Annotated in this window: 18 protein-coding genes; 9 read left to right on the top strand and 9 right to left on the bottom strand. The window is 68.1% G+C overall.

Translation table 11 applies throughout. The annotated features are described in order from the left end of the window. The first annotated feature begins 1 nt into the window (after window position 1). Genes ACYQ0J_RS08380 through ACYQ0J_RS08370 form a run of 3 tightly spaced genes read left to right on the top strand, consistent with a single transcriptional unit; the run spans window position 2 to window position 4,752 of the window. The gene (locus tag ACYQ0J_RS08380) at window positions 2-3,109 is read left to right on the top strand and encodes a COG1470 family protein (protein WP_460171704.1); all 3,108 of its coding nucleotides are present in this window, start codon (window positions 2-4) and stop codon (window positions 3,107-3,109) included. A gap of 22 nt (window positions 3,110-3,131) precedes the next feature. After that, window positions 3,132-4,298, top strand: a complete 1,167-nt coding sequence (locus tag ACYQ0J_RS08375; RefSeq protein ID WP_460171703.1) for a hypothetical protein — start codon at window positions 3,132-3,134, stop codon at window positions 4,296-4,298. 22 nt (window positions 4,299-4,320) lie between these two features. Then, a complete protein-coding gene (locus ACYQ0J_RS08370) occupies window positions 4,321-4,752 on the top strand; it encodes a hypothetical protein (protein ID WP_460171702.1) in 432 nt (143 codons plus the stop codon). 136 nt (window positions 4,753-4,888) lie between these two features. Here the strand turns inward: ACYQ0J_RS08370 and folE are convergent, their stop codons facing one another. From folE to ACYQ0J_RS08350, 4 genes are read right to left on the bottom strand one after another with little or no spacing between them, the layout of a single operon-like run. Then, window positions 4,889-5,497, bottom strand: a complete 609-nt coding sequence (folE, locus tag ACYQ0J_RS08365) for a GTP cyclohydrolase I FolE (RefSeq protein ID WP_460171701.1) — start codon at window positions 5,495-5,497, stop codon at window positions 4,889-4,891. 38 nt (window positions 5,498-5,535) lie between these two features. Next, window positions 5,536-6,228, bottom strand: coding sequence for a gamma carbonic anhydrase family protein (locus ACYQ0J_RS08360; protein WP_460171700.1), 693 nt, complete (start codon window positions 6,226-6,228; stop codon window positions 5,536-5,538). Then, window positions 6,209-6,589, bottom strand: coding sequence for an NUDIX hydrolase (locus tag ACYQ0J_RS08355; protein WP_460171699.1), 381 nt, complete (start codon window positions 6,587-6,589; stop codon window positions 6,209-6,211). The genes ACYQ0J_RS08360 and ACYQ0J_RS08355 overlap by 20 nt, the downstream gene beginning before the upstream one ends. Continuing rightward, the gene (locus ACYQ0J_RS08350; RefSeq protein WP_460171698.1) at window positions 6,580-7,443 is read right to left on the bottom strand and encodes a DUF1028 domain-containing protein; all 864 of its coding nucleotides are present in this window, start codon (window positions 7,441-7,443) and stop codon (window positions 6,580-6,582) included. The genes ACYQ0J_RS08355 and ACYQ0J_RS08350 overlap by 10 nt, the downstream gene beginning before the upstream one ends. 52 nt (window positions 7,444-7,495) lie before the next feature. On the opposite strand from ACYQ0J_RS08350, the gene typA reads away from it, so the two are divergent. Genes typA through phnE form a run of 4 tightly spaced genes read left to right on the top strand, consistent with a single transcriptional unit; the run spans window position 7,496 to window position 12,600 of the window. Beyond that, window positions 7,496-9,259: a translational GTPase TypA gene (gene typA / locus ACYQ0J_RS08345; RefSeq protein ID WP_460171697.1), complete on the top strand. Its 1,764-nt coding sequence runs from the start codon at window positions 7,496-7,498 to the stop codon at window positions 9,257-9,259. A gap of 40 nt (window positions 9,260-9,299) precedes the next feature. Beyond that, complete coding sequence (locus ACYQ0J_RS08340; RefSeq protein ID WP_460171696.1) at window positions 9,300-10,175, top strand: phosphate/phosphite/phosphonate ABC transporter substrate-binding protein; 876 nt, start codon at window positions 9,300-9,302, stop codon at window positions 10,173-10,175. Between the two features lie 53 nt (window positions 10,176-10,228). Next, on the top strand, window positions 10,229-10,978 hold the full coding sequence (gene phnC / locus ACYQ0J_RS08335; protein ID WP_460171695.1) for a phosphonate ABC transporter ATP-binding protein: 750 nt from the start codon (window positions 10,229-10,231) through the stop codon (window positions 10,976-10,978). Continuing rightward, entirely contained in the window at window positions 10,975-12,600 is a 1,626-nt protein-coding gene (phnE, locus tag ACYQ0J_RS08330) for a phosphonate ABC transporter, permease protein PhnE (protein WP_460171694.1), read from the top strand. Before phnC ends, phnE begins: the two co-directional genes overlap by 4 nt. 196 nt (window positions 12,601-12,796) lie before the next feature. Here phnE and ACYQ0J_RS08325 read toward each other — a convergent pair whose 3' ends face one another. Continuing rightward, entirely contained in the window at window positions 12,797-13,480 is a 684-nt protein-coding gene (locus ACYQ0J_RS08325; RefSeq protein ID WP_460171693.1) for a hypothetical protein, read from the bottom strand. Window positions 13,481-13,524: 44 nt separating this feature from the next. Here ACYQ0J_RS08325 and ACYQ0J_RS08320 point away from each other — a divergent pair, with 44 nt between their 5' ends. Then, window positions 13,525-14,790, top strand: a complete 1,266-nt coding sequence (locus tag ACYQ0J_RS08320) for a replication-associated recombination protein A (RefSeq protein WP_460171692.1) — start codon at window positions 13,525-13,527, stop codon at window positions 14,788-14,790. Here the strand turns inward: ACYQ0J_RS08320 and ACYQ0J_RS08315 are convergent. The 4 genes from ACYQ0J_RS08315 to nrfH are packed head-to-tail and all read right to left on the bottom strand — an operon-like array spanning window position 14,741 to window position 17,959. Continuing rightward, on the bottom strand, window positions 14,741-15,310 hold the full coding sequence (locus ACYQ0J_RS08315) for a hypothetical protein (RefSeq protein ID WP_460171691.1): 570 nt from the start codon (window positions 15,308-15,310) through the stop codon (window positions 14,741-14,743). The genes ACYQ0J_RS08320 and ACYQ0J_RS08315 overlap by 50 nt on opposite strands. 37 nt (window positions 15,311-15,347) lie before the next feature. Next, a complete protein-coding gene (locus ACYQ0J_RS08310; RefSeq protein ID WP_460171690.1) occupies window positions 15,348-16,133 on the bottom strand; it encodes a carbohydrate ABC transporter permease in 786 nt (261 codons plus the stop codon). 53 nt (window positions 16,134-16,186) lie between these two features. After that, a complete protein-coding gene (locus ACYQ0J_RS08305) occupies window positions 16,187-17,488 on the bottom strand; it encodes an ammonia-forming cytochrome c nitrite reductase subunit c552 (protein ID WP_460171689.1) in 1,302 nt (433 codons plus the stop codon). Window positions 17,489-17,500: 12 nt separating this feature from the next. Then, window positions 17,501-17,959 (bottom strand): cytochrome c nitrite reductase small subunit, encoded by a 459-nt coding sequence (gene nrfH / locus ACYQ0J_RS08300; protein ID WP_353300329.1) that lies wholly within the window; start codon window positions 17,957-17,959, stop codon window positions 17,501-17,503. A 105-nt stretch (window positions 17,960-18,064) separates the two neighbouring features. On the opposite strand from nrfH, the gene ACYQ0J_RS08295 reads away from it, so the two are divergent. After that, window positions 18,065-19,285 carry a CaiB/BaiF CoA transferase family protein gene (locus ACYQ0J_RS08295; RefSeq protein WP_460171688.1) on the top strand — a complete coding sequence of 407 codons (1,221 nt, stop codon included), beginning with the start codon at window positions 18,065-18,067 and terminating at the stop codon, window positions 19,283-19,285. Window positions 19,286-19,288 lie beyond the last annotated feature (3 nt).

The raw sequence follows: 19,288 nt of genomic DNA, 5'->3' as shown, positions 1-19,288 counted from the left end.
GATGCGAAAGCTTTTACCCCTTCTCCTCCTCCTGGGCATGGCCTGGGCCCAGGTGCGCTTCCTGCCTTCCCCCAGGCTGGCAGGCGCCCCGGGGGAATACCTCACCTTGAGCCTCCAGGTGGAGGGCAGGGGGACCGTGCGCTTTCACCTCGAGCCCCCTGAGGGCTGGCAGGCCCTCTCCCAGGAGCGGACGGCGGTCCTGGAGGGAGGGGTGGAAACCCTGAGCTTCACCCTCCGGGTGCCTCCCCTGCCCGCGGGCACCCAGGGCCTGGCCCGGGTGGTGGCCTACCAGGAGGGAAAGGAGGTGGCCCGCACCGAGGCCGCCCTCACCGTGCTTCCCCGCACCGAGATCGCCCTCTCCGCCCCCGCTACCCTCGAGGCCGAGCTGGGCGGGCCCTTTGAGTTCCCCGTCTACGTGACCAACCGCTCCAACCAGAAGGAGGAGATCTTCCTGGAGGCGGAGGCCGCCATGGCCCAGGTCTTCCTCAACCCCAGCGGGTTCAGCCTGGCCCCAGGGGAGACGGGGGTGGCCCGGGTTCTGGTGAGCCCACAAGGGCAGCTCTCCGCGGGCTACCGCTTTTACCTGAAGCTCCGCGCCACCCCCAAGGGGGTGGCGGAGGCCCGCAGGGAAGCGGGGGTGATCGTCCTCTTCAAGGACCCCCTGGGAGGGCGGGGCCGGGGCAAAGACCCCGAACTCACCCTGGGCCTGGGCCTGGCCCTAAGCCTCGGGGCCCTCTGGGAGCGGGGGCAGGTCCAGGGCCAGGTGGGCTACCAGGTGACCGCTGGCCTCACGGGGGCCCTCTCCGACTACGTGAGCGCGAGCCTCGCCCCAAGCCCCCTAAGCGGGGACCTGCAGGACCCCCTGCGCCTTCCCCAAAGCTTCACCTTAAGCCTCAAGGGGGAAGGTTTTGAGGCCCGGGCCCAGGCCGGTGGGGGGAGCTTCGGCCTGGCCGGTAGCCTCCGGCTACCCGGCGCGCGCCTCAGCCTGGAGGGGAACTACCGGCCCCAGGCCCTGGCCTTGCGCGCCGGTGGGGTGAGCCTGGACAAGAGCCTGGACCTCCAAGGAAGCCTCAGCACCCAGACCACCCCCGCCGGCAGGCAGGACGCCCTAAGCCTCCGCTACCGCCTGCCCCTGGAAAGCGGCCTCAGCCTGGGCCTGGGCACCGACCTCGCTGGCCAGGCCGGGGAGGATTACCGCCTGAGCTTTGGCCTGAGCCAGACCCTTACCTGGCAGACCCAAGACCTGGAATTGGTGCAAAGCTATAGCGGCGTGCCCCTCTCCGGCCTCCACGCCCTGGGCCTCGCCGGGGGTACGCGAAGCCTTTACCCCTTGGGCCTCAGGGCCAGCACCAGCTGGCAGGTGGGGTCGGCCTCGGGGCTTTGGCAAAGCCAGCTCACCCTCTACTCCCAGCCCCTTCCGGGGGCCTTCCTGAGCCTCACGGGAAGCTACCGCCAGCAAGGGGAAAGCCGCGGCTACGGCTTGGCCCCGAGCCTCAGCGTGAGCTTCGGCGAGCCCGGGGTGTACACCGGGAGCCTGGGCCTGGGCTACGGCCTCCAGCGGGCGCTCTCCGGGAAAGCCCCGGAAAGCCAAAGCTACCAGGGAAGCTTCAGCCTGGGCACGCCTGACTTGAGCCTTTCTGGTTTCCTGCGCTACGTGGACCAGGCGCTGCCCTTCCTCGAGGGCACCCTCCTCCTCCGCTTTGCCCTGCCTGGGGGGAGCCTGGAGGGCCAGTACCTGGTCAAACGGGGCACCGACAAGGACCTCACCCTCTACGGCGCCGCCTGGAACCAGCTCTGGCCCGGGGTCTGGCAAAGCCGCCTGTTCTACGAGTACCGGCAGGAAGCGGAGGCCAGCCAGCGCTTTGGCCTAGCCCTTTATGGACGTAACTTTCTGGAGCCGGGCCTGGCCCTAGGGGCCACGTACACCCTCATCCTCCAGGGCGGGGAAGCCCGCCACAGCGTGGGCGCCACCTTGGCCTACGCCCAAGCCCTCACCTTGGCCACCCCCAAGGAGGTGGTGGACCTCTTCGGCGGGCGCAAGGGAGGAGAGGTGGTGGGCACCGCTTTCCTTGACGGGAACCTCAACGGGCACCTGGACCCCGGGGAGGCCCCTCTGGCGGGCCTTAAGGTGTGCCTGGGGAACACCTGCGAGACCACGGACGCCGAGGGCCGCTACCGCCTCCTGGCCCCCGTGGGCCAAGGCCGCCTCCTCTTCCCCAACCTCCCCGCCAACCTGGCCTTGGTGGGGGAGGAGGCCCTCGAGGTGGGCCTGAACAGCCGCCTGGATAAGCCCCTTCCCTTCGCCCCCGCCACTCAGCTTAGGGTGGAGGTCCTGGATGCGGAAAGCGGAACGGGGCTGGCCTATGCGGGGGTCTGCGCTAGAGGGCCCGTTACCCGGTGCACCCGGGCCGACGTAAACGGCAAGGCGGTCCTCGGAGGGCTTTTTGCTGGCCCTTACCGGGTCTACCCCGATGCCCGTTATCTGCCCGCGGGATACCAGGAGGTGGAGGCCAAGGAGGTGCAGGTGGGCCTCGAGGGCCCCCCACCCCCCGTCCAAGTCCGGGTGGCCCCGCCCAAGCGGGAAGTGGAGGTCACCTACACCGCCGAACGCCTGAGCCTGGTGGCCACCGCCGACCCCTCCGTTCCCATCGCCGGGTCCGAGGTGGAGGTGAAGGCCCTAGTCCAGGGACAGGCCCAGAAGGTCTGGGTGGAGCTCCCCACCGGACCCGTTTTCCTCCTCCCCCAGGAGGCCAACTACTACGCCGCCCGGTTCCGCCTCCCCCTTCCCCCTGGCCTCCACAGCCTCAAGGTGCGGGCCAGCGGCCAGGAGGAGGTGGAGACCCCCCTCGTGCTCCAGGTGGTGGCGGGTTCCCTCTACAGCCCCCAGGCCTTGGAAGGCCCCAAAGTCCGCCTCACCCTGCGGTTCCGGGCCAGGGAAATGGCCCTTAGTAAGGAAGGCCAGACCTTCGCCCTCCGAAGCGAGGACGGCTACACCTGGACCGGGGAGGTGGCCTTAGGCCCCGGTCAACACCTCCTCTTGGTGCTGGCCGACGGGGAAACCCTGGGGCAGATCCGCCTCAGCATCCCGTCGGAAAGTGCGAATCACTGATGGAGAAAGGAAGGGATTGGGTATGCGGCATTGGTACGGCATTCTTTTGGCGGTGGGGCTCTTGGCGGCCTGTTCCCAAAGCCCCCAGGGGGTAAGCCCCCAGGTGGCGGTGGGCCCTTCGGTGGAGGTAACCAAGACCGCGGTCCCCAAGTTCAAGCGCACCTACATCTGGACCATGGCAAAGCGGGTCACGGACCCTTCCAGCGGCACGCTCACCCTGGCCCCTGGGCAAAGCTACCTGGTGAAGTACGCGGTGGACCTGGTGGGCACCCCTAAGGACTCGGACTTCCGGGTGGAGGGCACGGTGACCCTCAAGAACACGGGCAGCGTAGACGTGGTCCTGCAAGCGCCCACGGACACCATCACCCCGGACGGGATCAGCGTACCCCTGGACTGCGGCGTGACCTTCCCCTACACCCTGCCCGCGGGGCAGAGCCTCGCCTGCGCCTACAGCCAGGCCCTGCCCAACGGGCAGAGCCGCACCAACACCGCCTCCGTGAGCTGGACGGACGGAACCCAAGGCGGCACCGCCTCGGGCCAGGCCAGCTTCGCCTTCACCGCCCCCACCGAGGTGGTGGACGGCAGCGTAACCGTGGAAGACCCCTCGGCCACCTTGGTGAACGCCATCAGCGGCATCACGCCCGAGGGCGTTATCTCCCAGACCTACTTCTTTGCGCGCCAGGTGCGCTTTGATGCTTGCGGGGAGTACGAGGTGCCAAACACCGCCACCTTCACCACGAGCACCACCAAAACCCGGGGAAGCGCCTCGGCCATGGTGAAGGTAACCGTACCCTGCGCCGGGGGTTGTACCCTTACCCCGGGGTACTGGAAGACCCATTCCAAGTACGGCCCCGCTCCCTACGACGACACCTGGGCCAAGGTGGGGGAGGACACCCCCTTCTACCTCTCCGGCCAGAGCTACCACCAGGTCCTCTGGACCTCCCCTTCCGGGGGCAACGCCTACTACATCCTGGCCCACCAGTTCATCGCCGCCAGGCTGAACGTTCTGAACGGGGCCTCCACCACCCCCGCCGTGGACGCGGCCTTGGCCTGGGCGGACCAGTTCTTCCAGACCTACAAGCCTAGCGACACCTTGAGCAAGGCCGTAGCCAACCAGGCCAAGGGCCACGCCGGCACCCTGGACGCCTACAACAACGGCCTCATAGGCCCCGGTCACTGCACCGAGTAGGGCCTTTCCCAAGGAGGAAGACATGAAAAAATCCCTTTGGCTCCTTCTCCTCGCCCTCGCGGCCTGCGCCGCTCCCCAGGGCATCCGCACCACGGGGAGCCTCCGCATCCAGTCGGTCCAGCCCAACGTGGTGGCGGGGTGCCAGGTGCGGGCGGGGGACTGGATGCTCCTCACGGGCAACGCCTTCGGCACCCAGGCGGAGTGGGACAGCGGCACCAACTACGCCCTCTTCCCCCCGGATCCCGGCCTGCCCGCGGAGTCCCCGGAGATCACCCAGCAGGAGAACCCCGCCACCCTCATGTTCCGCGTGCCCCAGGGGGCGCAAAGCGGCACCCTCCGCCTCCACGTGGCGGGGGTGGGGGATGCGGAAATCCCCGTGAGCGTGCAGGCGGTGGCTCCCCAGATGGCCGTACCCGGGTGCGAGGTGCCGCCCCCGCCCCAAACCCCCGAGTAGCGGTAAAACCCCCTGCCAAAAGGCAGGGGGTTTTATGCCACCCCATGCTGGCTTGCGCCAGCATGGGGGCCCCGGCGAAAGGCTCCGGTGGGGATTTTGGGCGGCAGGGGGGCGAACGAAGCAGGGAAAAAGGGTTTTACCTGAGGTGGCTTAGGAACTCCTCCCGGGTCTTCTGGCTCTCGCGAAAGACCCCCAGCATGGCGCTCGTCACGGTGCGGGAGTGCTGTTTCTCCACGCCCCGCATCATCATGCACAGGTGGACCCCCTCCACCACCACCCCTACCCCCTGGGGCTCCAGGATCTCCTGGATGGCCTCGGCGATCTGCACCGCCAGGCGCTCTTGCACCTGGAGCCTGCGGGCGAACATGTCCACGATGCGGGCAAACTTGGAAAGGCCCAGGATCTTCTCATCCGGGATGTAGCCGATGTGCACCTGACCGAAGAAGGGAAGGAGGTGGTGCTCGCACATGGAGTAGAACTCAATCCCCTTCACCACCACCATCTCGCTGCCCTCCGCCCGGAAGATGGCCCCGTTGACGATGGCCTTAAGGTCCTGGCGGTAGCCCCGGGTGAGGAAGGCCCAGGCCTTGGCCACCCTTTCCGGCGTCTTCAAAAGGCCCTCCCGGCCCGCGTCCTCCCCAATGGCCTGAAGCCACTGGGCGGTGAGGGCCTCGAGGCGCTTCAGGTCCACCTCGGTCTCAAAGGTCAGGCCGGTTTCCTCTATCTCCACCATCTTGCGTTCCATGATGCTCCCTGTCGGCCCTTCCCTATGTGGCCCCCGCCTCACTCCGGGGCCAGGAACCCCTCCTGAAGGAGGGGCAAGGCCTCCTCGGGGCCCAGGGGGAAGCCCTGGGCCGCCCGCCTGAGGACCTCCAGGACCTCCTTCCGGGTGCGCTTGAGCAAAAGGTGCACCTCGCTGAACGGGTTCAGGGCATCCTGGCCCCTCAGGGTGAGGCGGTAGCGCCTCGGGGGGTCCACGGGCAAGAGGGCCTTCCGGTACCGCTCCGCCAGGGCCTGGTAGCGGGGGGCGTTGCCCGGAGGCTCCACGGGGCGCACCACCCGGGCCGGGACCCCCAGGGCCAGCATCCCCTCGGGCACCTCCATGCCCGCCGTCACCACCGCCCCCGCGCCCACCACCGCGTTTTTGCCGATCCGAGCCCCGTTTAGGACCACGGCCCCCATGCCGATCAGGGCCCCCTCCTCCACCACCGCCCCGTGGACCACCGCCCGGTGGCCCACGGTCACCTTGGGCCCCAGGAGGCAGGGGAAACCGGGGTCCGCGTGGAGCACGGCCCCGTCCTGGACGTTCGTCCCCGGGCCCACCACCACCCGCTCCAAATCCCCCCGCACCACCGCCCCAAACCACACGGAGACCCCCGCCGCCACCTCCACCGCCCCCACCACGTGGGCCCCGGGGGCGATGAAGGCCGTGGGGTGCACCTGGGGCACCTTGTCCTCAAAGCGGTAGACGCTCAAGGGCCACCTCCAAAAGCCTCAGGTCCTCGGGAAAGGCGAGGAGGGCCCGGGCCTCCTCAGGGGAAAACCAGCCCGCCCCGGTCATGCCCCTCTCCAGGCGGGGCTCCCCCTCCCCCCGCATGAGGAACCAGTGGACCTCCCGCTCCACCCCCTTGGGGTTCACGTAGCGGGTGGGGAAAAGGGGGGCCAGGACCCTGGCCTCCACGCCCGTCTCCTCCCTGACCTCCCGCACCGCCGCCTCCTCCAGGGCCTCCCCCGGCTCCGGATGACCCTTGGGGAAGACCCAGAAGCCCATACGGTCGCGAAGGAGGAGCACCTCCCGCTTGGCGTTGAAGACCACGCCCCCGGCCCCTAGCTCCATCCGTACCTCTCCTTGAGGTAGCTCAAGGTGGCCTCGTCCACCTCCATTCCCCCTTGGTAGCGCTCCTCCAGGTTCTCCATGCCGACCAGGGCCAGGAAAGCGCGCTCCGTGGCCTCGTCAAAGGTCCCGTGAACCTCCCCGGCGTAAAGCCCCAGGCGCCTGAGCACCCCCTGGAGCCAGCGCACCTCCTCCTCGGCGAGGGGGCGGCGCTCCTTGGGGCGCTCAAAGAGGAGGCGGTGGAGGGATAGGAGCCGGAAGAGCTCGTCTACGGGCTCGGGATGGTCGTCGGCCCGGAGGTCGACGTAGCGGTCCCAAAGCCCCCCGTACCCTTTCCCCTCCCCCACCACCAGGAGGGCGGCGGACTGCTTGCCCCGCTTGTCCCCTCCCGCCTCCTCCCCCGCCCTCAGGGCCAAAAGGAGCCTTTCGGGAAAGGGGGCCTTGGCGGTGAGGAAGGTTTCCACCATGGCCTCCACCACCTCGCCTCCCGTGAGGAGGTTGCCCTGGGCGGCGTAGCCCTCCCCCGCCACCCCCCCGGCCCAGGGGTGGCACTCCCTGCCGGTGAAGGTGAGGCTTTCCCCCGTGGCCGCCACCAGGCCGAACTGGCGCTTTTCCAAGTCGGGGTCGGTGCGGCGGAAGGCCTCGAGGACCCCTTCCGGGCTCGCCCCCTGCCTGAGGAGGGCGAGGCCCTGGGGGCCAAACCGGGGGTTGGCGTAGGACTGGGTGGCGATGGCCCCCACCCCCGCCTCGGCAAAGGGGACCACCGCCCCCACCGCCAGGAACTTGCTGGCCACGGCCACGCCCAGGTCCCCGGTCTCGGGGTCCTGGGCCACCAGGGAAAAGGTGGCCACCACCATGCCCTTATCCTAAGCGCCCGCCCGTGGTAGAGTGGGGGGATTGGGTGACCCCATGGAGATCCGAAACATCGCCATTATAGCCCACGTGGACCACGGCAAGACCACCCTGGTGGACGCCATGCTCCGCCAGGCCAAGGCCCTCGCCAAGGAGGAGGGGGAGCGCATCCTGGACTCCAACGACCTGGAGAAGGAGCGGGGGATCACGATCCTGGCCAAGAACACCGCGGTGGTCTGGGGAGGGGTGAAGGTGAACATCGTGGACACCCCCGGCCACGCGGACTTCGGGGGCGAGGTGGAGCGGGCCCTCTCCCTGGTGGACGGGGTGCTCCTCCTGGTGGACGCCGCCGAGGGCCCCATGCCCCAGACCCGCTTCGTCTTGCGCAAAGCCTTGCAGGCGGGGCTAAAGCCCATCGTGGTTCTGAACAAGGTGGACAAGAAGGAGGCCCGCCCCGACGAGGTGCTCAGCCTCACCTTTGACCTCATGGTGGACCTGGGGGCCTCGGAGGAGCAGCTGGATTTTCCCTACCTCTACGCCATCGGCCGGGAAGGGCGGGCCTGGCGGGAGGTGCCCCGGGAAGACCTCTCGGAACTTTTTCAAACCATTTTGGAGCACGTCCCCCCACCCCGGTGGACAGAAGGCCCCTTCCAGCTCCTGGTGGCCAACCTGGACCACTCCCCTTATCTGGGCCGGGTGGCCATCGGCAAGGTGGCCCGGGGCCGGGTGCGCCCGGGGGAGACCGTGGTGGTCCTTAAGGAGGGCTCGGCCCTGCCCGCCCGGGTAGCCAGGGTCTACACCCACCAGGGCCTGGAGCGGGTGGAGGTGGAGGGAAGCCTTCCCGGCGACATCCTCGCCCTGGCCGGGGTGGAGGGGGCGGAGATCGGGGACACCCTGGCCGCCCAGGAGGCCCCGGAGGCCCTTCCCCGCCTCCAGGTGGACGAGCCCACCGTGGCCCTCACCCTCACCGCCAACACCTCCCCCTTCTCCGGCCGGGAGGGCAGGTACGTGACGGGGCAGAAGCTCAAGGAGCGCCTCCTCAAGGAGCTGCGCACCAACGTGGCCCTGCAGGTGGAGGAGGTGGGACCGGAGGTCTTTGAGCTTAGGGGCCGGGGAGAGCTCCACCTTGCCGTCCTCCTGGAAACCATGCGCCGGGAGGGGTACGAGTTCAGCGTGGGCCAGCCCCGGGTGCTCACCAAAGACGGCCTCGAGCCCTACGAGCTCCTGGTGGTGGAGGTGCCCCAGGAGCGCTTTGGGGCGGTGATGGAGGCCCTGGGATCCAGGCGGGCGGAGATGGTCCACATGGAGGTGGGGGAAAGGGTGCGGGCGGAGTTCGTGGTCCCGGCCCGGGCCCTGTTTGGCTTCCGGAGCCTCTTCCTCTCCCTCACCGGGGGGGAAGGCCTCCTGAGCCACACCTTTCACGGCTACGGCCCCGAGGCCGGTCCCATCCCCACCCGCACCACGGGGAGCGCCGTGGCCATGGAGGCCGGGGTGGCCACCGCCTACAGCCTGAACCGCTTGCAGGAGCGGGTGGCGTTCTTCATTGAACCGGGAACCGAGGTCTACGTGGGCATGATCGTGGGGGAGCACGTGCGGGAAAACGACCTGGACGTGAACGTGACCATCGCCAAGAAGCTCACCAACGTGCGCGCCGCGGGCTCCGACGAGAACATCCGCCTCATCCCCCCAAGGAGGCTCTCCTTGGAGGAAGCCCTGGAGTTCTTGGCCGAGGATGAGCTCCTGGAGGTAACCCCCAGGAGCGTGCGCCTGCGCAAGAAGGTCCTGGACCCCTCCCAGCGCAAGCGCCTGGTGGGGAAGTAACCCCCCTTGCCCCGGGGGAAAGGCGGTGTAGAATCGCCTGGTGAAACGCCTAGTTCTGTTGATAGTGGCCCTGTTCGGTTTGGGCCTGGGCCAAGCCCAGGCCCCGGTGAAGGTGCGCATCGGCTTCAACCCCACCCAGAACTCCGACCAGCTCAAGGCGGCGGCCCAGGCCATCGCCGACTACATAGAGAAGGAGTTCAAGGGAACGGTGGAGGTGGAGATCTTCGTTCCCACCGAGTACCGCGGCCTCATCGAGGCCATGAAGGCGGGCAAGCTGGAGTTCGCCTTCTTTCCCCCAGACGGCTACGTGCTGGCCCACCGGGAGGCAGGGGCCGAGGTGCTCTTGAAGTCGGTGCGCAACGGTAACCCTTACTACTGGTCGGCCATCATCGTGCGAAGGGATTCCGGCATGAAGAGGGTGGAGGACCTCGAGGGCAAGACCATCGCCTGGGTGGACCCCCTCTCCGCCGCTGGCTACATCTTCCCCCGAGCGGCTTTGGTGAGCCGGGGCATCAACCCCGACACCTTCTTCGCCAAGCAGGTCTTTGCCGGCAAGCACGATGCCGCCGTGCTGGCCGTGCTCAACAAGTCGGTGGACGCCGCCGCTACCTTCGCCAACGACGACAAGAACAAGTCCGGGGCCTGGACCCAGTTCCTAAAGCCCGAGGAGGCCCGGCAGATCGTCGCCATCTTCTACTCCAAGCCCATCCCCGGGGATACCTTTTCCGTCTCCAAGGAGTTCCTCACCCGGTACTCCAACCTGGCCAAGGGCATCGCCGCCGCCATCCAGCGCTGCCAGGCCCCCAAGTGCAACCTCCTGCAGAACCTCTACCGCATCGACTACATGATCCCGGCTAAGGATAGCGACTACGACGTGGTGCGCGAGGCCCGCCGCATCTCCGGCCAAGACAAGTGAGGCCCTAGCCCTTCCGGCCCCCAGGCACCCCTGGGGGCCTTTTTTGGGGAAACATGATCGAGGTCAGGAACCTGAGCAAGACCTTCCCGGACGGCACCCAGGCCCTCTCGGGGGTCACGGTCTCTATCCCCCAGGGAGACTTCGTGGCCATCATCGGCCTCTCGGGGGCAGGCAAGAGCACCTTCTTGCGCACCCTCAACCGCCTGGTGGAGCCCACGGCGGGGGGGATACGGGTGGGGGGAGTGGAGGTCACCCACCTCTCCCGCCGCGAACTCCAGGCCTTCCGCCGCCGGGTGGGCTTTATCTTCCAGCAGTTCAACCTCGTCCAGCGCCTTACCGTGCTGGAGAACGTCCTGCATGGGCGCCTGGGCTACCTGCCCGCCTGGAAGGGGCTCCTTGGCCTGTACCGCGAGGAGGACACCGCCATCGCCCTAGAGCAGATCCGCCGCGTGGGCCTCCAGGGCAAGGAACGGGCCCGGGCCGACCAGCTCTCCGGGGGGCAGCAACAGCGTGTGGCCATCGCCCGGGCCCTGGCCCAAGAGCCGGAGCTGATTCTGGCCGATGAACCCATGGCCAGCCTCGATCCCAGGCTTTCCGACGTCATTTTGGGCATCCTCAAGGAGTACAACCAGGAAAAGGGGGTGACCGTCTTGGTAAACATCCACGTCCTGGAGCTGGCCCGGCGCTATGCCCGCCGCGTCCTGGCCTTTAACCGGGGCCAGTTGGTCTTTGATGGCCCCGTGGAGGCCCTGACCCCGGAGGTCGAGCGAAGGGTCTATGCGGGTAACCTGGAGGCCCTATGAGCCTGGCCCTCTTCCTGCTCGGCATGGCTCTGGCCGGCCTTTTAGGCCTGGGCCGCGGCTCGGTGCGCCGCCACCTGGTAGCAGCGGCCCTCGGCGTTCTGGTGGCCACCCTGGCCTTTCCCCTGGCGGGGGCGGTGGGCTACCTCTCCCGGGAAGCGTTGGGACCCACCCTCCTCGCCCTTCTCCCCTTCGCCCCAAAGTTGGCCCTGGTGCCCTTGGGAGGGCTACTCGCCCTGGCCCTGGCCCACTTCGGCGGGAAAGCGGCAGGCCTAGGCGGGGTCCTCGGCGGGGGGCTCGGGGCATTGGCCCTTTACCTCTTCCTCCAGGGCCCCGCACACCTCGTGCGGCTGAAGCCGATCCCCGGGCTCATGGAGGGGGTGGTGGGGTTTTTCTTCCTCCTCCCCTTCGTGGCCCTCGCCTTCTTGGGAAGGCGGCGGGCCTGGCTCTGGCTCTTCGTGGGGGTGGCCTCGGCCCTGGGAGCCTTCTTCTGGCTCAGCTCCCCCCAGGGCCAAACCTACTTTCCCCGCATGGGGGGTTACTACAAGCTGGTGCTCCCCGCTGAACCGGGGTCCGAGGAGGCCCTGGTGGCGGCCTACAACCGGAGCCTGAAGGAGCTGAACCGGGTGCGGGAGGAGATCGGCCTCCCCCCCCTAAACCCCATCCAGGACCTCTCCGGCCTGGGAGAGGGGCGGCTTCCCCAGGAGGTGGCCCAGGCGGGTTACCGCCTCCTGCAACCCTGGGCCCTGGGCTACGGGGCGGTGGCCCTGCTCCTCTTCTTAGGGGTGATGGTGGGCTCGGGGCTTTGGCTCCTGAGGAACCCGGGCCTGGCCGAGGCGGGCGACCTGCGGGCGGGCCTGGTTCTGGCCGGGGTGGCCCTGAGCGTCTTCCCTGCCTTTGACGCCACCGAGTTTGACCTGGGCAAGCTGGTCAAAGGCTGGCCCTTTTTGGTGAACTTCCTAGACCGGGCCTGGCCCCCCAATCTGGCCCAGCCGGAAAGCGGCATCTATCCCCTCCAAAGCGTGGCCAGCGAGATGCTCCTCACGGTGGAAATCGCCCTGGTAGGCACCCTCCTGGCCGCCCTTTTCGCCCTGCCCACCAGCTTTTTAGCCGCCCGCAACCTCACCTTCCAGAATCCCCTCTTGCGCCTTCTCTTCTACCTCATGCGGGGCTTTTACAACGTGGACCGAGGGGTGGACACCCTCATCCTGGCCCTGATCCTGGTGGCGGCGGTGGGCCTGGGTCCCTTTGCCGGGGTACTGGCCATGGCCATCCATTCCATCGCCGACCTGGGGAAGCTCTACTCCGAGGCCATAGAAAACGTGGATAAAGGCCCCATTGAGGCCCTGGAGAGCGTGGGGGCCAGCGGGAGCAATGTCCTGCGCTGGGCCATACTTCCTCAAGTGCTTCCCCTCTTTGTGTCCTACACCCTGTACCGCTTTGAAATCAACTTCCGCGTGTCCATCGTCCTGGGGCTGGTGGGGGCCGGAGGCATCGGCTTCTTCATCAAAGGGGCCATGGACGCGGGCCACTACGACCAGATGGTAATCGGCATCATCGCCATCGTCTTGGTGGTGAACCTTATCGACTTCGCCTCCAGCTGGCTGAGAAGCCGCCTGGTGTGATCCCTTTCCGCCCCTACTCCTCTTCCCGCTCCCCGTAGGTCTCCAGGGCTTCCTGCCACGCCTGGCTGATCTCCTTGGCCTGCTCCATGGCTGACCTCCTTGAGGTTAAGGGTAGCCCCCGGGGAAGGCGAGGGGGATAAGGTAAAGGGGAAAGCCGTACACCCCGCAGGCGGTGTAGTTGGGGAAACCTACACCTTCAGGACTGCAAGAGGGCCTCGGCCTCGAGGCGGGCCAGGACCCGCTCCAGGCTCCCCCCCTGCCACCGCTCCACCGCGTAGGCGGAAAGGGGAAAGCGCTCCCGTAGCCGCCTTAAAAGCCCCGCCGCATCCTCGGGGCGGCTTCCCTGAAGCACCAAAAGATACCCCCCCTCCAGCCGGAAGGCCAGGTCCCCCCGCCTGAGCTCCGCCTGAAGCCGCTCCGGGGGGACGGAGGCGGAGAGGTAGACCAGCACCAAAGGCCGCCTCAGGGCCAGGCCCTCCAGGGCCCCCGCCAGGCGCAGGAGGTCCTCCCTGGCCCCTACCCCCTCCAGGGCCGGGAGGAGGGGGGCCTCCCGCCCCGTCCCCAGGACGAAGGCCACCCCGAGGGCCAAGGCCGCAAGCACCCCGCCCAGGGCCACATACCCGGGGGTCTCCACCCCGGTGAGGGCGAGGGCGCTTTCCAGGGCCACCTGGAAGGCCAAAAGCCCTAGGCCCAGCACCAAAAAGAGCTGGACGCCAAAGGCCACGGGGAAGCGGGAGTAGAGGCTCGCTGCCCCGGCGAGGAGGAGGGCGGCCAAAAGGAGCCAAAGCCCCCGCTCCACCTGGCCCACGGGCTCCAGAAGGGCTAGGGGCAGAAGCCCCAGGAGGAAGAGGGCCCAAGGCAGGAGGAAGAGCCAGCGCATGCTTGCCCCAAGCCTACCACGTCCCCCCTTACTCCGGCCTTAGCATGGGAAGGATGGAACCCCTGGCCGAACGGCTCCGCCCCCAAAGCCTGGACGAGGTCCTGGGCCAGCCCCACCTCACGGGCCCAGAGGGGCTCTTGAGGCGGATGCTGAAGGCAAGGCGGCTCTCCTCCATGGTCCTCTTTGGCCCCCCCGGCACGGGGAAGACCACCCTGGCCCGGCTCCTCGCCGAGGGGGTGGGAAGGCCCTTCCTAAGGCTCTCCGCGGTGGAGGCCGGGCTCAAGGAGGTGCGCCAGGCGGTGGAAAGGGCCCGGGCGGAAGGGGGCCTGGTCCTCTTCCTGGACGAGATCCACCGCTTCAACAAGGCCCAGCAGGACGCCCTTCTGCCCCACCTGGAGTCCGGCCTCCTCACCCTGATCGGGGCCACCGCGGAAAACCCCGCCTTCCAGCTCATCCCCGCCCTCCGTTCCCGCCTGCGCTTCCTCCCCCTAAGGCCCCTTTCCCAGGAGGACCTCTTCCTCCTCCTCAAGCGGGCCCTGGAAGACCAGAGAGGCCTTCCCGGCACCCCCCACGAGGAGGAAGCCCTAAGGCTCCTCGCCCAGGCGGCGGGGGGCGACGCCCGCTTCGCCTTGAACACCCTGGAGTTGGCGGCCGCCTTCGGCCAGGTGGACCTAAAAAGCGTGCGGGAGGCCCTGGGGGCGGGGCGCTACGCCATGGACCGGCAGGGGGACCACTTTTACGACCTGGTCTCCGCCCTCCACAAGTCCCTACGGGGAAGCCACGTGGATGCCGCCCTCTACTACCTGGCGAGGCTCCTTAAGGGCGGGGCCGACCCCCTCTACCTGGCCCGCCGCCTCATCCGGGTGGCGGTGGAGGACGTGGGCCTGGCCGATCCCCTGGCCCTCAGGCTCGCCGTGGCCGCCAAGGAGGCCTACGAGGCCCTGGGAAGCCCGGAAGGCGAGCTCGCCCTGGTGGAGGCCGCGGTCTACCTGGCCCTGGCCCCCAAGTCCCACAGCCTTTACGCCGCCTGGGGAAGGGCGGAAGAGGCGGCCAAGGCCCACCCCGAGGCCCCCGTGCCCCTGAACCTGAGGAACGCCCCTACGGACCTCGCCCGCGCCTTGGGGCACGGCAAAGGCTACGCCTACTACCACGAGGACAAGGAAGGGAGCTTTGCCCAAAAGTACCTGCCCGAGGGCCTGGAAGACCTCACCCTCTTTGAGGCCACGGGGGAGGGCTGGGAAGCGCGGGTGCGAGAAAGGCTTAAGGCGCTTCGGGAGAAGTTCCAAAGCGCCAGGCGGCGGAGAGGCTGAGGAGCCACCCCGCCATCCCTGGCCCGCCCATGGCCCCCACCTCCCCGATCCACTCCCCGCCGTACATCCCCGCGGAGAGCTGGTAGGCTAGCCCCCACCCTTTCCCCGGCACCCCGATGAGGTGGAGCCTGGGTGAAACGTAAGAACCCCCCCCGCCCAGGATGACCCCCCCGTCCAGGACCACGGGCACCCCCTGGCTCCAGTCCGCCCCCTCGCCCAGGGCCAGGGGCAGGGTCAGCCCCCCGTCCAGGCTCACCCCGGGGGCCAGGCCCAGCTTCACCCCGCCCCGGAGGCCCCACTGCAGGGAGAGGTTGTACTCCCACGTCCCGTCCCCCTCGGCGTAGCCCAGGTAAGGCAGCAGGAGGACGGTCGTCTGGCCGCCAAAGGGGTTCGGCATCAGGGTTGCCCCCAGGGAAAACGCCGCCCCCCGTGCGGGCTCCGGCGTCCGCAGCATGGCCACGGGGAAGCACCCGGAGAGGAAAAGGGCGAGCGCCACCGCGAAGATGCGCACGGTCTTCACCCCCTTCGCTTATGCCCCCAAGGTAGCGCGGGAAGGCCTACCCCTTCAACCCCTCCTCAAAGGTGGCCACCACCCGCCTTTCAAAGAGGAGGTAGAGGAGGGCGATGGGGAGCACGGAGAAGAGGGCCGCCGCCGAAAGCAGGCCCCAGTCCGTGGGGTACTTGCGCTGCAGGTCGGTGAGCCAGGTCTGGAGGGTCCAGAACCTTGGATCGGAGACCACCACCCGAGGGTAGAGGACCAGGTTCCAGTGGGCGGCGAAGGCCAAGACCCCCGCGGCCACCAGGGTGGGCCGGACCAGGGGGAAGAGAATCCGGAAGAGGAGCACCCGGTGCCCGGCCCCATCCAGCCTAGCCGCCTCCAGAAGCTCCTCAGGCACGGCCCGCATGGCCTGGTACACCAGGTAGATGGCGAAGGGGCTGGCGGCAAAGGGCAGGACCAGGGCCCAGGCGGTCTCCAGAAGGGAGAGGCCCTTCAGGATGCCGTAAAGGGGCACCAAGAGAAGCTCCGCCGGGATGGCCATCAGGACCAGGTAAAGGGGGAGGAGCCCCAGGCCCGCCCTTAGGGCGTAGGCCGCCAAGAGGGCGGTGAGGAGCTCTAGGGCCACCACTCCGCCGGAAAGCCCCAGGGAGAAGAAAAGCCGGTCCCAAAACCCCTCCTTCCCCAGGCCCCGCACGTTCTCCAGGCTGAAGCCCACCCGGGAAAAGAGCTCCCCCGAGTAGACCGCCTCCTTGGGCATGAAGGCGGCGTAGGCCATCCAGAGGAAGGGGAGGAGAACGAAGAGGAGGACCAGGAAAACCAAGAGGTGCCCCAGGAGGCGCGCCACGCCCCCACTATACCGAAAGGGCTGCCCCAAAGGGGCAGCCCCCCGGCGGAGGGCTACTCGCCCCTGAGGGCCCGCTCCGCAGCCAGCTGGGCCTGCCGGGCCAGGTCGGTGGCGTGGGCCAGGATGCGGGCCGCCTCCTGGGGGCTGTGGAAGCCCATGCTGTTCTCCGCATCCACGAAGTCCCAGCGGAGCTGGGCCGCCCGGTGAAGCCTGCGGGCCTCCTCCAGCCTCTCCGGGGGAAGGCCCGCCTCCACGGCCTTTTGCAGGGCGAAGATGGCCTCCTCGAGGGCCTTCTCCGCGGTGGTGACGAGCTCCTTGGTGCGGTCCTGGATGGTCTTCACCCGCTCCACAAGCTCCGCCTCGGGCACCCGGTGGCAGGTCTGGCAGCTTTGCGCCACGTTGGTGAGGGGGCTCCGGATCCAGTGGTCGCTGATCTTCCTCCCTCCGATGCGGATGTAAGGCATGTGGCAGTCGGCGCAGGCCACCCCGGCCTTGTGGTGCACGCTGGTGGTGTAGAGCTCGTACTCGGGGTGCTGCACCTTGATCATGGGGGCCCCGGTGAGGGCGTGGGTCCAGTCCTTGAAGCCGTAGGCGTCATAGTGGGCCTCTATGGCCTCCACCGTGGTCCCCTTGGACCAGGGGAAGGTGAGGGTTTTGCCCTCGCCCAGGAAGTAGTACTCCACGTGGCACTGGGCGCAAACCAGGGTGCGCATCTCCTGCCTCGAGGCCTGCCGCCAGTCCTTGCCCTGCGCTTTGAGGGCGTTTTCCAAGGCGGGACGGGTGATGCGCAGGGCCATGGTCTTGGGGTCGTGGCAGTCGGCGCAGGTCACCCCAAGATGCCCTCCCGCCGCCAAGCGCTCACGGAATTGGTCGTAGGGGGTACGGTTGAGCTCGTCCCAGCCCATCTCCGCCACCAGCTTGAGAAACTCCCCCGAGTGGCAGTTAAGGCAGGCCCCAGGCTGCTTAAACTGCGTGGTGCGCTTGCTGTGGAATTGGTCCAGTTGAGCGTAGTAGTGCCCCCGCTCCTCCTTGTAATCCACGGAGAAAGGCATGCCGGCCCATGCGATTTTCAAGAAGGGCCTGGCCTCCAGCTTGTCGTACGGGGTGCTGCCGCCGTAAGCGGTACGCCCGTAGTCCTCCCGGGTGCGCAAAAAGCGATCGTAGTGCAAGGGGAAATTCTTTCCCCAGACTGCCGGATCCACCTCCAGCTCCCCGATCTCCACCAGCTTCAGGGGATACTGCTGCGCCTCCGCCTGGCGTTTCACAATGGTGGCCAGCACATATCCCACCCCCACACCCAGGAGCACGAAGACCGCCAGAACGCCTAGTATCTGCAACCATCCGCTTCCCTTCATAGCCTCACCTCATCACTTCAGCCCCCTGTGCCCCACGTTGCCGTGGCAGGCGGTGCAGTTCAGGTCCTCAGGGCCGTGCACCCCGGGCCTCAGGAGCATGGCCTCCACCACCGGGCGGTGGCAGGCCACGCAGTTTTCCAAGGCAATGGCCCGGCTACGGGGCGTGGCCATGATGGGCTCGGGGAAACGCCCCGTGGTGAAGGCCACGCTGTGGCGCAGGCCGCTGATCGCCTTGGTAGTCCACTTGCCCAGGAAGGTGTGGGGCATGTGACAGTCGTTGCAACTGGCCCAGTTGCGATGGCTGGAGTGTTGCCAGGAATTATATTGGTCCCGCATGATATGGCAGTTCACACAGGCCTCCGGGCTATCGCTCAAGTAAGACCATCCCTTGCCCTGGTAAAAGGCATACCCCCCCATGCCCAGCAGGAAGCCCAGACCTGCCACTCCCACAATTAGGCGCAGTGCCCTCATACGACCCTCACAAGGACAGTATACCCCCAGCCAAAACCTCCTCAAGGGTAAAATGTCCCCAGCTTCCCCAAACCCCCACCCCTGCCCCTGGCGTAAGATGCCCACATGAGGCCCCTTGATGGCATCCGCGTTCTGGACCTCTCCCGGGTCCTGGCTGGGCCCCTTTGCACCATGATCCTGGCCGACCTAGGGGCCGAGGTCACCAAGGTGGAGCCCCCTTGGGGGGACGAAACCCGGGGCTGGGGCCCGCCCTTCGTCCAGGGGGAAAGCGCCTACTTCCTGGCGGTGAACCGGGGCAAGCGAAGCCTGGCCTTGGACCTGAAGGCCAAGGAGGGCCAGGAGGTGGTGCGGCGGCTTGCCGCCCGGGCAGACGTCCTGGTGGAGAACTTCAAGACCGGGGACCTGAAGCGCTACGGCCTGGACTACGAAAGCCTCCAAGCCCTCAACCCCCGCCTCATCTACCTCTCCCTCACGGGTTTCGGCCACACGGGGCCCAGGGCCTCTGAGCCCGGCTACGACGCCGCCCTCCAGGGCTACACCGGGATCATGTCCGTCACGGGCGAGCCCGAAGGCCCCCCCATGAAGGTGGGCGTGGCCTGGATTGACGTGATGACGGGGATGATGGGGGCCTTGGCCGTGCTCGCCGCCCTCCTGGAGCGGGAGCGAAGCGGGGAGGGCCAGCACATTGACCTCTCCCTCTTTGACGTGGGGCTTTTCGCCCTGGCGAACCTGGGGGAAAGCTTCCTCCTCACGGGAAATCCCCCAAAAAGGCTCGGCAACGCCCACGCTCAGATCGTCCCCTACGGGGCCTTCCCCGCGGAGGACGGCTGGCTCGTCCTGGCGGTGGGGAACGACGAGCAGTTCGCGAGGCTTTGCCAGGTGGTGGGGCTTCCCGACCTCGCCCGGCGCTTTCCCACCAATGCCCTCCGGGTGGAGCACCGGGAGGAGGTGGTGGAGGCCCTTTCCCGGGCCCTAAAGACCCGCCCGCGGGCCCACTGGCTGGAAAGGTTCAAGGAGGCGGGCGTCCCCGCCGCCCCCGTGAACGACCTAAAAGAAGCCTTCCAAGACCCCCAGGCGAGGGCTCGAGGGGCCGTCTGGACCCTTTCCCACCCCCTCTTGGGCGCCCTCCCCACCCTGGCCAACCCCTTGCGCTTCCTCTCCCGCACCCCCGCCTCCCCCTCCCTGCCGCCCCCCCTCCTGGGAGAGCACACGGAGGCGGTCCTCCTCGAGGCCGGTTACGCCCCCGAGGAGGTGCGGGCCCTTGTGGAAAAGGGCGTGGCCCGAAGAGCCCAAGGGGACGAAGGCCCGGGGAAAGTGCCTTCCTAAAGG

This window comes from Thermus sp. FJN-A (genome assembly GCF_054655095.1).
Note: the sequence above shows the minus strand (reverse complement) of the source record. Positions and strands in the feature narration are given on the sequence as shown.